This is a genomic window from Oleiphilus sp. HI0132, assembly GCF_001635845.1.
The window spans coordinates 1-13,792 of record NZ_LWGJ01001059.1 but is presented as its reverse complement, the minus strand read 5'-3'; the positions used below and the strand labels follow the sequence as shown (position 1 = coordinate 13,792).

The 13,792-nt window shown below is 44.7% G+C and carries 12 protein-coding genes; 10 read left to right on the top strand and 2 right to left on the bottom strand.

Annotated features, from left to right (window positions below; all coding sequences use genetic code 11):
* Both A3766_RS28940 and A3766_RS13275 read right to left on the bottom strand, forming a co-directional pair.
* Positions 1-210: ferrochelatase (locus A3766_RS28940; RefSeq protein WP_197479568.1), on the bottom strand; the 210-nt coding region annotated here is incomplete at its 3' end.
* A gap of 135 nt (positions 211-345) precedes the next feature.
* Positions 346-2,115, bottom strand: coding sequence for an acyl-CoA dehydrogenase C-terminal domain-containing protein (locus tag A3766_RS13275; RefSeq protein ID WP_068516527.1), 1,770 nt, complete (start codon positions 2,113-2,115; stop codon positions 346-348).
* 210 nt (positions 2,116-2,325) lie between these two features.
* Between A3766_RS13275 and A3766_RS13270 the strand changes: the two genes are divergently transcribed.
* The 10 genes from A3766_RS13270 to A3766_RS13230 all read left to right on the top strand — a co-directional run.
* Positions 2,326-3,213, top strand: coding sequence for a TIGR01777 family oxidoreductase (locus A3766_RS13270; protein WP_068516525.1), 888 nt, complete (start codon positions 2,326-2,328; stop codon positions 3,211-3,213).
* A gap of 93 nt (positions 3,214-3,306) precedes the next feature.
* Entirely contained in the window at positions 3,307-4,326 is a 1,020-nt protein-coding gene (locus A3766_RS13265) for a DUF523 and DUF1722 domain-containing protein (protein ID WP_082865023.1), read from the top strand.
* A 194-nt stretch (positions 4,327-4,520) separates the two neighbouring features.
* On the top strand, positions 4,521-4,697 hold the full coding sequence (locus A3766_RS29655; protein ID WP_156490164.1) for a hypothetical protein: 177 nt from the start codon (positions 4,521-4,523) through the stop codon (positions 4,695-4,697).
* Between the two features lie 36 nt (positions 4,698-4,733).
* Positions 4,734-5,672 (top strand): GGDEF domain-containing protein, encoded by a 939-nt coding sequence (locus A3766_RS13260; RefSeq protein ID WP_068516523.1) that lies wholly within the window; start codon positions 4,734-4,736, stop codon positions 5,670-5,672.
* A gap of 215 nt (positions 5,673-5,887) precedes the next feature.
* The gene (locus A3766_RS13255; RefSeq protein ID WP_068516520.1) at positions 5,888-8,332 is read left to right on the top strand and encodes a hypothetical protein; all 2,445 of its coding nucleotides are present in this window, start codon (positions 5,888-5,890) and stop codon (positions 8,330-8,332) included.
* Between the two features lie 106 nt (positions 8,333-8,438).
* Entirely contained in the window at positions 8,439-10,157 is a 1,719-nt protein-coding gene (locus A3766_RS13250; RefSeq protein WP_156490165.1) for a hypothetical protein, read from the top strand.
* Between the two features lie 44 nt (positions 10,158-10,201).
* Entirely contained in the window at positions 10,202-10,996 is a 795-nt protein-coding gene (locus A3766_RS13245) for a hypothetical protein (RefSeq protein ID WP_068516515.1), read from the top strand.
* Between the two features lie 2 nt (positions 10,997-10,998).
* Positions 10,999-11,808, top strand: a complete 810-nt coding sequence (locus tag A3766_RS13240; RefSeq protein ID WP_068516514.1) for a hypothetical protein — start codon at positions 10,999-11,001, stop codon at positions 11,806-11,808.
* A gap of 60 nt (positions 11,809-11,868) precedes the next feature.
* Positions 11,869-13,089 (top strand): iron-containing alcohol dehydrogenase, encoded by a 1,221-nt coding sequence (locus A3766_RS13235; RefSeq protein ID WP_068516511.1) that lies wholly within the window; start codon positions 11,869-11,871, stop codon positions 13,087-13,089.
* Between the two features lie 278 nt (positions 13,090-13,367).
* On the top strand, positions 13,368-13,792 hold a 425-nt coding region (locus tag A3766_RS13230), incomplete at its 3' end, for a hypothetical protein (RefSeq protein ID WP_156508897.1).

Here is a 13,792-nt window from a genome sequence, read left to right as displayed (position 1 = left end):
TTTTGGACGTATGCGTAAAATAATGCCGTGTAAAATTATCAGCCAGATAAGTCGCGGAATTTCTACAACTCGAGGGTCAGACAGAAACTGTCTGAGGTAAACTCGTAAAGCTTGTGGTGTTGGTCCGTCGGGAGTACCTAAGTTGGTAATTAACACACCTATTTTATCTTCTTGAGTGTGAGTGAAATCGTCTAGTCCTTTAAATTTCATAATACCTGTTCCTGTCAGTAATGCTTGTATCAACAAGATTGATTGTTTGTCGCGCTATGGCAAGGATACTTGTCTAGAAAACTGCATCATGCACTTAATTAATTGTGCATGATGCAGGAGTGTGGCTTGAGGTGACTAAAACTCTTCGACTGAAAAGTCCATGATGCTACTCTTTCCAGATTTTATGTCTGAAAGCAATGCCTCCATTTCTGGTGCGTATAAGCGGAAGAAGTGTTCAGCAGCTTTACGCTTGCCTTCTAGGAACGCTGCTGGGTATTGTTTGGCTGTTTCTGCTTGCTGCGTTTGAGCGGCCATTCTGGCCCATAATACAGCTAAGGTGGTTAGTGCAAATGTTCGTAGTAGCGTCGATGCCACCGCGCCTGCCTGTTCCGGATCTTGGCTTGCGTTCTGGCCTAACCAACTCAGTGCAGACTGCAAGGTAGATAGAAAACCTTCACAGTGCTTCAAGTGACTCTCGTTTGATACGATAGAAAGTAACGAACGCATCTCATTGAAGTAAGTTAGGGGGAGTTTCCCGCCTTTCATGGTTAGCTTACGGCCGACTAGGTCCATCGCTTGAATTCCGTTGGTGCCTTCATAGATGCGGGCAATACGGCCATCGCGGAGCAGTTGCTCAACAGGCCAATCCTGTGTGAAGCCAGAGCCACCCATAGATTGGAGGCCCGCATCGACGCAAGCATATCCTTCATCGGTCAGAAATGATTTGACGATGGGCGTGAGTAATTGAAACAAATCATCGGAGCGTTCCCGCACATTTGAATCGGCGTGGTGGTGACTTAGGTCAAAGTGAAGGCCGGCCAAGCTGGCCATTGCTCTAGACCCTTCTATCAAAACCTTTTGCTTTAAAAGCATGCGGCGCACGTCAGGGTGAACAATAATCGGGTCTGCCTTGCCTGACTTGTTTTGAGGCCCAGACAGGGAGCGACTTTGTAAGCGCTCCTTGGCGAACCCCAATGATACTTGGTAAGCCGTTTCTGCCAGCCCCAAACCTTGGATACCTACCATGATACGGGCAGCATTCATCATGGTGAACATGCACTTAAGACCTTGGTTTGCTTCTCCCACTAGCCAGCCTTTGGCATTTTCAAAGTTCATTACGCAAGTCGCTGATGCTTTGATTCCCATTTTGTGCTCAAGGCCTCCACAAAATGCTGGATTGCGCGACCCGTCTTCAAGCACTTTTGGGACGACAAATAATGAGATACCTTTGCTGCCTTCTGGGCTGCCAGGTATTTTAGCCAGCACTAAATGGATGATATTGTCGACAAGATCATGCTCTCCGCCGGTAATCCAGATTTTTGTTCCACTGATAGCGTAGCTGCCATCAGGGTTCTCTTCAGCTTTTGTGGTGATTAGGCCCAAGTCGGTTCCGCACTGAGGCTCGGTCAAGCACATGGTGCCAGTCCAAATGCCTTGTATAAGCTTTGGTAGGTAGGTTTGCTTTTGTGCTTCTGTACCGTGCTGCTGGAGTAAGTCTATCGCACCATGAGATAAACCTGGGTACATGCCAAACGATAGGTTCGTTGAACAGACCATTTCATCAACAACGTTTTTTAGTAAGTGTGGTAAGCCTTGCCCGCCAAACTCAGGCGCAGACGACAAACCACTCCATCCACCTTGTTGGTAGTGTTCGTAGGCTGCTTTGAAGCCATTTGGAGTTTTCACTGTTTTAGTGTCTGGATCGAATTGGCACTCTTCTCTGTCACCAGATGTATTGATAGGCAGTAACACGCCCTCGGCCAGTTTAGCAGCTTCTTCTATAACTGCTCTTTGCATTTCTTCTGTGGCTTCGGTGAACGCAGGACTTTCGGCTAGTTGGCCGGAGTTTAAGACATCAAACAAGACGAAATTAATATTATCCAATGGTGCTTTGTAATGACTCACAGTTAACCTCTTTATAAGTTCTTTGGTTCGACTCAGAGCCGAACAGTTTCGCGACAGCGAATAAATGATATTCAAGAAGGTTTACGTCGTTAAAAACAAATTGGATCAATATGAAAGAAAACTCTGAAGTGGATCCAAATTACAAACTATTGCGTAAGTGAGTTAATAAGAGATTGAAACCGGAACTGCCGGATCGTTGGGGAGATTAGTATGAAATTATTAGTAACGGGTGGAACGGGCTTGATAGGTCGCCGATTTATCGAACGGTATACTCACCACGACTATACCGTTTTGACCAGAGATTTTCGAAGTGCGCAGAAAAAACTACCTCAACACGTTTCCTTAATTGACAGTTTGGAAAACTTTACAAACCTAGATGGGTTTGACGGCGTTATAAATCTAGCCGGTGAGCCTATTATCGACCGTCGTTGGACAGCACAACAGAAACTCAGAATATGTGAAAGCCGATGGGCAATAACTCAGGCCTTGGTTGATCTCATTAACAAGGGAGATAACCCTCCAAATGTTTTTTTATCTGGATCGGCTGTCGGTATATACGGTGATCAGGGCGATACGAAGCTAGATGAGGCCTTTGGGCTTGGGCCCTCAGACTTTGCTTCAGAACTGTGCTTTCATTGGGAGCAGTTAGCGCAGATGGCAAACAAAAGAATTCGCTGCGCTACCTTGAGAACGGGTATTGTCTTAGACGGTTCGGGCGGCGCGCTATCAAAAATGATTTTGCCATTTAAGTTGTGCCTTGGAGGGCCGCTGGGAAACGGAAAGCAGTACATGCCCTGGATTCATAATGTTGACGTAACCAGAGCGCTTGAGTATTTATTAGTAAATCAGACGACGCGTGGCGCGGTCAATTTAGTCGCACCTGGTGCCGTAAGAAATAAAGAGTTTTCTATCGCGCTTGCTCGTACATTAAAGAGAATTGCAGTACTTCCTGTTCCGGCATTTATCTTGAAAACCATACTCGGTGAATCATCTATTTTATTGCTTGGAAGTCAGAATGTAGTCCCAAAGAAGCTTCTAGAAAGTGGCTTTCAATTTCAGTATCCTCAGTTAAAGCAAGCCTTGGATGAGATACTTTGACTTTAAATCATGTCATTATGATCTAGTTTTGTGCTTGTCGCGTATACCTTGTAGAACTGTTAAAAATGCATGGCATGTAAGAGGGTGATGGGTATGAAAAAGCATAATGTTATTGTCTCCGACAAGGCTGCTTCTAGCGACGCTATGAAAAGCCGAGGTGAGAAGTCAATTCAAGTAGGTTTGAGTGCCTGTTTGGCGGGTCATGAGGTGCGTTATAATGGCGGTCATACCCAATCTCGTTTATGCCTCAATGTACTTAGTAAGCACTTCGAATTTAAAACCTTCTGCCCAGAAGTTGCTGCTGGGTTTGGAACTCCCAGACCTACCATGAGGCTGACGGGCAACCCGGAATCGCCTCAATTAAATTTTAGCGACGACAATTCTAAAGACTTGACTGATCAGTTAGTGAGTGGTTTTGAGCACAAACTACCAGAAATGGGGAGTTTGGATGGTTATATCCTGATGAGAAACTCGCCTAGTTGCGGCATGGAAAGGGTGAAAGTCTATCAGCCTAATGGTCATGCTCATATGAAGCCAGGGATGGGCGTTTTTGCTCGTGCTTTAAGGGAAAAATATCCGCTAATGCCAATTGAAGAAGAAGGTCGTCTCAATGATGACGTCTTGTATGACAATTTTGTGATGCGCGTTTATGCGTATCATAACTTTCGTAAAGAAGTTTTGGATCAGCCTAGTGTTTTAAAACTAACCAAATTCCATGCGAGCTACAAATACTTATTGATGGCACATAATCAAAAGCAAGCGAAAGCGCTTGGCAGGTTGTTAGCGGGTGACAAGAGCTTAAGTATCGAAATGCTTGCAGGGCGTTATTTTGAGGGTTTTATGCAAACACTCTCTAAACCTGCCAATCGAAGAGGGCATACAAATGCCTTATTACATATTCTAGGGTACTTAAAAAGAAGCGTACCCTCAGTGTCACGCCAGCACATTGAGTCTTCTATTTTGAAGTACAAAGAAGGCATAACTCCTTTGGCAACGCCTTTAACCCTTCTGTCTCACTATTTGAGTCAGTTTGGCTCAGCTTATATAAATGAGCAGAGATACCTACAGCCTTACCCTGAAAACATTCACCCTATCCGTAAGTATTGTCACTAGTGTTTTTATAATGAAGAAATAGTCAATATAGCCTCTAAGTGATTTACCGTTTAGGGACTTGGCTAGTAATGCTTTATTGGCAAAACTTCCATGGAGTAACTATAGTTATCACTCAGGCTTATTTTGGTACAGCCTTAAATAATGCAGTTAACTGTGTTTGATATAATAAACTATAGTGAAAAGTTGGGCGACGATTGGGGAATACATCAGTTCAGGCGGCAAGAGGCTTTGGTTCATCCGAAGACTGGGTTGAAGAAAGTGCAGTTAATCTTTTGTATGCAAATGCAGTGGCGGCAACATTTGGGAGCTTAGCTGTTTTACTCCTTATTGCGTTTTCTGTGTCCGACTATATTGATTCGTTGATTCGTTGATTCGTTGATTCGTTGATTCTTGGCACTTGGGTTCTGATGGGCGTAGCTTTAGCCATTTTTAGAGCCTTAGCATTGGTTCTATTTAGGCTTAAGAGAGACAAGTTTGGTATACCTTTTTGGCAATACTCTTACCGCTTACTAAATTTATTGTCTGGAACTTTGATTGGCCTTGGCGCGGTCTGTTTCTTTCCCGTTCTTCCCGCTGAGTATCAAGTAATTATTCTGTCTGCAGTTGTAGGCTTGACCGCGGCAGCGCTAGCGACACATGCGGTTGATAACCCCGCATTTAACTTGTTTATGTTGCCTGCGTGTGGCTTGCCTGCGTTAGCATTTGTTTATTTTGATTACGAATCTCATTACGTCCTAAGTCTGTTATTAGCTTTCTTTATGCTTGTCATGATAAAGACGGGTCGTCAGACACGGGAAACGTTAATAGAAAATTTTAAGCTTACCTATACACTGCAATATCGAGCTAATCATGACCCCTTAGTAGGTCTTTTTAATAGGGGAGAGTTTGAAAGGCAGTACATGACCAGCACCCCCAATAGTCTTCACAGCATAGCGCTTATTTTTATTGATCTAGATAATTTCAAAAAACTAAATGATAGCTATGGTCATCAAAAAGGAGACCAAGCATTAACTGAATTTGCGGAAATAATTCGGGCTCAAACTCGCAAGGATGACGTTAGTGCGCGTCTTGGTGGAGATGAGTTCACAATATTATTGTTTGTTGATCAAATCGCTACGGCAAAAGCGATCGCGTTGAACATAATTGCTGACACGCAGAATATGGGTGTTAATGCTGAACTTGGTGACCTAAAAATCGGCTGTAGTGTCGGCTTAGCATTTACAAGTAATAATAACTTACCTTATTCGAAGCTGATGAGTGCAGCCGATAACGAGTGTTATAGAAGTAAACGCAATGGCAAAAATCAGTTAAGCGTTACTGATATAGATAAACCAACGCAGAGCTAGGTTAAGGGCCTTTCTGGAATCTACTTCTAGCTTGCAAGGTTTGTTAGATATTTCCTTATGTTACCGCAAAATATTAGAGTAATAGCTCTTTCCCTTTTGTCTAAATTTCCTGTAATGTGCCCTCGTTCCTATTACTACAGGCTAGGTTGTAAGTACTCATAAGTGGAAATAGCTTTTGCCTGTACTATGCTTTATGACAAAAAAGGATGAATGCTATGAGTAAAAAGTTCTGGGGTATTACAGCCTCTATTGTTGGTGCTGCGACGGTATTTCACTTCGCGACCTTACCACCAGCACCGCCGAGTGTGCCGCCTGTTCCAGAAAACATAGCTATTCCAGAGGTGCCCACCTTAACGCCTTACGACTTGCCAACGGGTAACGTTGAGGTTTCTGACGAACCCTATCGAGCGACTTTCCGAAGTGTCGGGATTCCAGACTTAATCGAAAACGATCTAACCACTGGTGTATACAAAGGTACCCCTTACTGGCTGGAAAGAGCTGAGTGGTTTAACGAGAACTATTACAATACTCTGGCAGCACGTAAAGTCTGGCCAGAAGGTAAATCGCCAGATACGCATGAGCGTGGTGACCCAGTAACATGGGCGATAGAGCCTATTGCTCAATATACTCCGCCTCCTTGTGATCAGCCTCAGCCAACCGGCTATGATGCTGAGGGTTGTCGTTATGTCAATGCACTGTTCAAAGATGTTGAAGCAGTTGACCCTGAAAAAGCTCAAGCAATGAGAGATCAAGCCCGTCGTGGCCGTGATGTTTGGTTTAAAGGTACCTTTGGTAATCAGGATGAGAACATCATTCACCAAGCACGACTAACCGGTAAAGAGGGTATGAACTACCCGTGGTTAGATACTCGCACTCGTCCTTATCGTTTCACCAAATGGGGCTTGATCAACGACCCGGATTGTAAGCAAGGTGATGCGTCTTCTAATTGGTATGATATCTGCCAAGACCCTCATTCATCGGGTGTGCTCGGATATCGTAAATACTATCAGGAGCCGATCAAGGATGAGTCTGGCAAAGTGGTTTACGATGCAAGAACTGCAGCCTACGAAGAAAATGAAATCAAAGAAAACAAACGCTTTGCTATCGGACACCCCTGTGTACAGTGTCACGTAGCGTTTGAACCGACAAACCCGCCTAAAGATCCAAATGAGCCTAAGTGGGAAAACCTGAGTGCAACAATTGGTAACCAACACACGCGCCAGCCTATGGCTTTTTTCCAAGGTGTGCCTGAAGACCATTTAGCGAACCAAGCAGTGATGGCAGGACGTTTAGGAACAATTGACACGTCGATTGTAGCGTCTGATTGGAGCCACAACCCGGGTACGCAAAACAATATTATGGACTTCCATAACAAGCGTGTCTTTGAGCATGAAATGAAAGACCCGGTCACGGGTGAAGTTTCAACAGCGCGCACTCGTCACGTACTGAAAGGCGGTGAAGATAGTGTCGGTGAACACCTAGCGCTGATTCGTGTTTATGTGAATATCGGTATGTGTACAGAAGAATGCTGGGTGCCTAACTTTCCGCATCCTGGGCAGCATTTCGGCCAAGGCAATAAGCAAAGCCCAATGCGTATTATGCAATGTGCAAACGAATGTGATGCGTGGAACTATGCCGATGCAAAAATGGATGACCTGGCTGCGTTCTTGATTACTGGCGGCCCGACCTATCTACTAGCATCTCAAGACCTGGATGGCAAAGCAGGTAAGGATTATATCGATTTGGATAAGGTTCCAGAAGGCCGCAAAGTTTTTGCTCGTGAGTGTGCAGGTTGCCACAGCTCGAAAATGGCACCAGAAAACGTACGTGCAGATAAGAATGCTTTGGCCAAGTTCTACGAAGGTCATGTATTTGGTTCGGAAGATTACTGGCAATTAGAGTTCACTGACGCAGAGCGCAATGATCCGGCCTTTATTGCGAAATTTATGCAGAAAGATGAGTCCGGTAAGTTACGTCCTAAGCAGTTCGCCGAGAAAGGTATCTTTGGTCAGGATTGGCTGTCAAACGATGAGTTAGTGCCTTTCGATATCATTGGTACAAACTATTGTCGAGCCATTCATGACAATCATAATGAAGGCCACATCTTTGAAGAGTTCTCATCTGAGACCTACAAGAATAAGCCTTCACCGGGCAGTATTCCTAAGGTGCTTAACCCTGTCGCGCCAATCGTCGGTGGTATGCAGATTGGCGAGAAGAAGATTGAAGGTGGCCCAGGGTACTTGAGAAACTTCTCTCTATTATCGGCTTGGGCAACGGCTCCATTCCTACATAACAATGCGATTGGTGAAGTGACTTTCCTTGAAGACGGTTCACCTGACTACACGGTTAAAGGACGTATCGAACAATTCGAAATGGCCTTCGATGAGTTGATGAAGTCTGACGATCCGCTGGCAGAGAACAGTCGCCCGCAGAAGATCACTAAGTTACAGCATGACCTGAATATTACCTTAAGCGGTCAGCCAGATGGCATTGTCCATTTCCCTAAAGGCACGCCTGCTGCGCATGTACTTTCGTCTAATCCACATGATGCAGTATTCTTGAAGTGCGGTGATTTTGTTGAGAACAAAGGCCACCAGTTTGGTATAGATCTACCTGCAGAAGAAAAACTAGCCCTACGTGAATTCTTGAAACTCATGTAACGTTTGGTACTCATGTTTGTCATGAAAAACGAATGGGGAGGCCTAATTGCTTGAGCTGAGGCAGCTTTGTTATCACAAGGGCTGCTTTAGCTGGGCAATGTTAATAATGAATCTATCTAGAGCAATAAGTGCGTTAGTCCTGTTGTGTATGCTCGCTATTGGCATTACATATTGGTCTATCAATCACGCTGATAATCCGTCTATTTCTGAACTCACTCAATCTCTTGATGGTGTAGAAGAGTCGTCTCTGCATAGTCAGCTGATACCTGATACAGACCTCCCTCCTGAGGGAACCCGTTCTTTGTTCGACCATATAATCGCGCAGAATGATGGCTTGCCTTACCCTTTTACTGAAATGATCAAGCTCTTGCAGAGCCAGCACCCTGAAGGTGAAGCGCCGCTGTCATTGCTGATTCCTGATGGCCGTTCACTGCTAAAAGGCCAAGCTGATCATCATTTACCTCGAATACTGATTGCGCCAGACTTTCAGGAAGAAAACACCCCAGCGGGTTTGGGTATGAATACCCAAGGCCAGCTTTTTGTTGCGCTAGTCGAAGGGGCAAATGAAATAGAGGTGCTTAGCTACAATGAAGGCGCAGGGCGGTTTGAGTTTCAGCTGGTGCAAAATTATTGTGAAGGGTGTGTGCCAAGAATTGTCTATACTCGTCGAGCGATCTGCCTGACCTGCCACCAAGGGGGCGGGCCTATTTTCTCGCAGCGCCCTTGGCAAGAAACCAATGGACAGTTAAGTGTTGCTAAACGTATACAGGCGGCCAGAGGTAACGAGCCTTATTGGGGGGTAGACATTGAACAACCGCTGGCTACGCCTGAGCGTTTTGATGAACTCACTGATGTTGGAAATTTTCATGTAGCTAGCCAGCGCGTATGGCTAGATGCTTGTGGAGTCGAAGGCAATGAGTGTCGACGTGCACTATTGTCACTCGCTCTACGTTACGCAGATCAGCCAGGCTTGTTTGATTCAATGAGTAAAGAGGTGAATACCTTACTCAAGCTCTGGGCGAATACTTATCCCGAGACGGGCATTAAGGTGCCACAATCCGACTTGGCTAATCGAGACCCAAGTGGTGAGTCAAACACCTTTACCGAGTGGCTATACGCAACCCTTACTCCTGATATTAGCTTTGGTGACGGCGCCAAAGACAATGAAGATCTCAATGCGTTTGAAAAGCTACCACCTCTGCCACCAAGGCAGGACCCATTAACGAAGCGGGAGCCAAAACAAACGCTAAGTAAATCGGATATCGATGGTGTCTATGGTATCGCCAGTTTCTTCACTGACTCAGATTTGAAAACACTCAACGCTCACTATAGCTACAAGATAGACGCCATCTTGCAAAGAGTTTCTGACTTACCGGTTGAATTCTTTGAAGCAAAGCCTTTTTCTCGGGTGGCAACTATGAAGGCTTTATTAGCTAAGGATCTTCAGTATTGTTGTTTAGATACATCTGACATGTCTTTGCCACGAGTGAGTAGCGCGCCTAAGTTAGAGATAAACGAATATCAAGAACTTAAGTTGTTTGAGCAGTATTGCTTCACTTGTCATCGAGGTAACCCTGCTAAGCGCCTTGATTTTATGTCAGGTGATAACGAGCAAATTGTGCTTGATAAGATCAAAGATAAAGCAGAAATTCGAGACGTTCTGGACTGGGAGCGTTATCAGAATACTGATAAGGAAAGTACCTTAATGCCGCCAAGAGATTCTGTGCAGTATAAAATGCTTGTCGAGGCTTTGAGTGACGAAGGGAAAGAGGGTGATGAATTACAGCTGATGCGAGACACGGTGCCAAGCTTGTTTAGCTTTTAATCTATACTAATCACTATCGTGGAATAATCGAGAGAATATTATCAATGCACATACTTCAAGTAGCGATGTTGAAAAAGGCCATACAGCTATCGCTCGCCTTGGTTTTGATATTGAATGCCGCAAACATTTACGCGATGCCTGCCTTTGCGCGTCAATACAAGCAGCACTATGGCTATACGCCATCTTGTCACGCTTGCCACAAAGAAGGTGGCGGTACACCTTTAAACTTTTACGGACAGGCCTTTGAAGATCAGGGAAAAAACAAAGCCGCCTTAAGACTGATCGCCGAGCTGGACAGTGATAAAGATGGTATCGCTAACGGTGTTGAAGCGGTCAAAAAATCTAACCCGGGTAATCCGAATTCGCTGCCTTCTAAACCGGGAAATTGGCTTGATTTATCCAGTATTATTCCAAAAGAAGTGCAAACGTTATTTCCTAAGGCTGAAGCTTGGAAACCGCTTGATGCCACCTTAACTGAGAAAGACCTTAAGCGGGCTGAGGCCATGGGTGTAAGGCTTAGCGGTGAAGACGAGAACACGATATACATCCCTGTCGCAAATCGTCGTCCGATAGGGACCAGTCTCATCTTTCCTGTGATATATAAGAATGAAACCTTCTTCTTATTGATGTCGACAGATCGTCACTTGAATATTAGCCAAGTTAAAGCTTTAGAGTCACAGGAACTTCCTTTCGAATTAGGGGCGGAGCTATTTCAAGGTTTTAAGGGCTCAGCACTTCACTCAATACCTAAGCGCGATGGTGATGGGCTGGCGACTGCGATAAACAGTGCAGTTAAACGTGCCGGTGCCTTGGTTTATATTCGCTTGAAGGGGGCTTAAGCATGCAAGGCTTGATAGCTAATAGTTTGTTCAGCATCTTGTTAACCTTAACGGCTTCATTCAGGGCACCCTTCTTAGCACTGTTTACGGTTTGTTTCCTGAGCTTGGGGGCGAGTCCTGCTTTGGCAGAAAATGCAGAATTTGATTTCTTCAGTGATGCGCCTATCGCTGAAGAGGAATTGGTCATTGTGCCACCCGAAAAAACAGCATGGGAAGACATTGGAGCGCCTATCGCGCTTGTGGTCTTTTTCTTCTTTTCTTGCTTCTTAATCAACTGGTTTTTCCCATTCAAGCAAACGGGTATGGAGTTTGATCTTCACAACCTGCCTATCGCGGCGCAGCGGGGTATTGGTGTAGCGGTCATACTTTATGGCATAGCCTTGGTGTTTGGCGCGATGGAGGCGCATTACCAAGTCCACTTGCATGGTGACGCACCCAGCTATTTTCAGCAAATGGGTGAAGGCAAGCTGATTGCTTTCACGCATGCCCACCTATTTGGCTTCACAACCAGCTTCTTTATCATCGGTATACCTTTCTCTATGCACTTCAGTCGCCTTAAGGTCTATCAATGGATATTTCCGGTTGGGTTGATTGCCTCGTTAACAGACATCATCTCCTGGTGGGGAATGAAGTATATCTCCGGTAACTTCGAGTACATTACCTGGGCCTGTGGTCTCATCTTTAGTGTGTGCTTTATGTGGATGCTTATCGGCCTGGTAAGAGTGCTATTCTTCCCGAAAGTAAAATGGTTCCCTGATTTTATCAACGAAGATAATCAGCGCCGTTTTAAGGAAGAGCATCCTCCTGAATAGAATCAATTTGCTCACAAGCTATTATCATTATGCAATGCAGTCGAATAAGGACTTAACGCTATGAACGACTTTTTTGGAAAGCTATTAAACTATGTTTGGATGTTTTGTCTAAAACTCACAGCCAGCCTACCGTTGATTAAAGAACCTAAGTTATTCGAGGGAGAAAACTCTTCACTTGATTTGATCGATTACATGGCGAGCCAGAAGCATAAAAGCGTACTGATTGTAACGGGTGCTGGGCTAATTCGAAGAGGGCAGGTGCAGCCGATTATTGATCGTTTTGCCGAACTTAATATTAGTGTGACTATTTTTGACCGTGTAGAACCCGACCCGACGTTCAGTATCACGAATGAAGCATTGAATCTGCTAAATGAAAACAATTGCCAAAGCGTGCTAGCGATCGGCGGTGGTTCTGCGATGGACCTTGCTAAAGTCATTGCCTTGAGTGCTTCCAATAAGAAAAAACCAGAAAAACTTACCGGTTATTTCAAAGCACTTAAGAAACCTTTGCCGTTTTACGCTATCCCAACAACAGCTGGCACAGGCTCAGAAGTGACGGTTATATCCGTCATATCTGATAATCAGACTAAAAGTAAAAGCTTCGTTATTGACCCTCGTACAGCCAGCTTAGCCACCGCACTTGATCCAGTATTTATGATTACGATACCGCCTGCGTTGACGGCAGCGACAGGAATGGACGCCTTAACCCATGCTATTGAAGCGTATGTCGGAAGAAATGGTAGTGCTTACACAGACGAGCAAGCCCTCGCAGCTATTCGTTTAATATTCAAAAACCTGCCTATTGCTTTTAAGGATGGAAGTAATATTGAGGCACGAAGTGCGCTGGCATTAGCTTCTTACAAAGCAGGACTAGCGTTTACGAAAGCATCACTGGGCTACGTACATGCTATTTCTCATCAATTGGGTGCGAAGTATGGTGTTGCCCACGGCTTGGGTAATGCAATTGTATTACCGCATGTGATTCAATATTCAGCGCCTTCAATTGAAGTCAAGCTGGCAACGATTGCACAAGAAGTTGGCATCGTGCAACAAGGAGACGACACAAAACAATCAGCAAAGAGAGTGGTAGAGTATCTTTTTGCGTTTAATAAAGCGGTCGATATCCCGGAAACGATTGCTGAGCTTCAAGAAGAAGACTTTCCTTCCATCGTTAAAGATGCCATGAGCGAAGCCTATTTCAATTATCCTGTTCCCAAATTTATGCCAGAACAAGATTGCAATACACTCTTACAGCAACTATTACCAAATACTGTAGCTTGAGGGTGAATTTTTTAGTCCACTTAGACTTGATCCTGACGCTTACTGCTTCGGTCTTTGCATTTGTCATTACTGCATAGACTTTCTTTAAGGAGCCGCAATGAAGAGTCAGGATTGGGTGGGGTGCCAATAGCAATACCGACATATGGGGTATAACCTAGTTCTCATAAATCACTAATACCCCCCAAATGGGCGGGTTAATAAAATACATACTCGCCGTATTATTTTTCCTATTCGTTCTATGACTCACAAAGTAATTAAATACTCCAGGCGGATGGATAGTGAAAATAATAAGATCTCGTAATGCTAAGATGATTGCTGGCGTCTCTGTACTCGCTGGAGTTGGCTTTGTCGCTCTTCAAAGTGAACCAGTACAGGAAACGTCAAAGCTTGGCACCCCCAAGAAAATTCAGGAAATAACCATTGGTGTTGAAGCTCAGTCTTTGGCAGAGACTGCGAACATGTCTCCCGATGACGCGCCTTTAGCTATTGAAGACAGGAATGATCCTTTTGAGGGGCGAGAGGTCAAATATCGCTTCCAGCAAATAGCGTCTCATTTTGCTCAGGAGATTAAATACCCTACTTTTTCGCGCCCGATTCATCAGCAACAGGACTTGGTTGAGTATTTACCCAATCGGGCCGTACAGTCTAGTCGACCGATCAATCTTGATGACGTTGATGGAGAGATACAAGAGGTAGGGCCTCG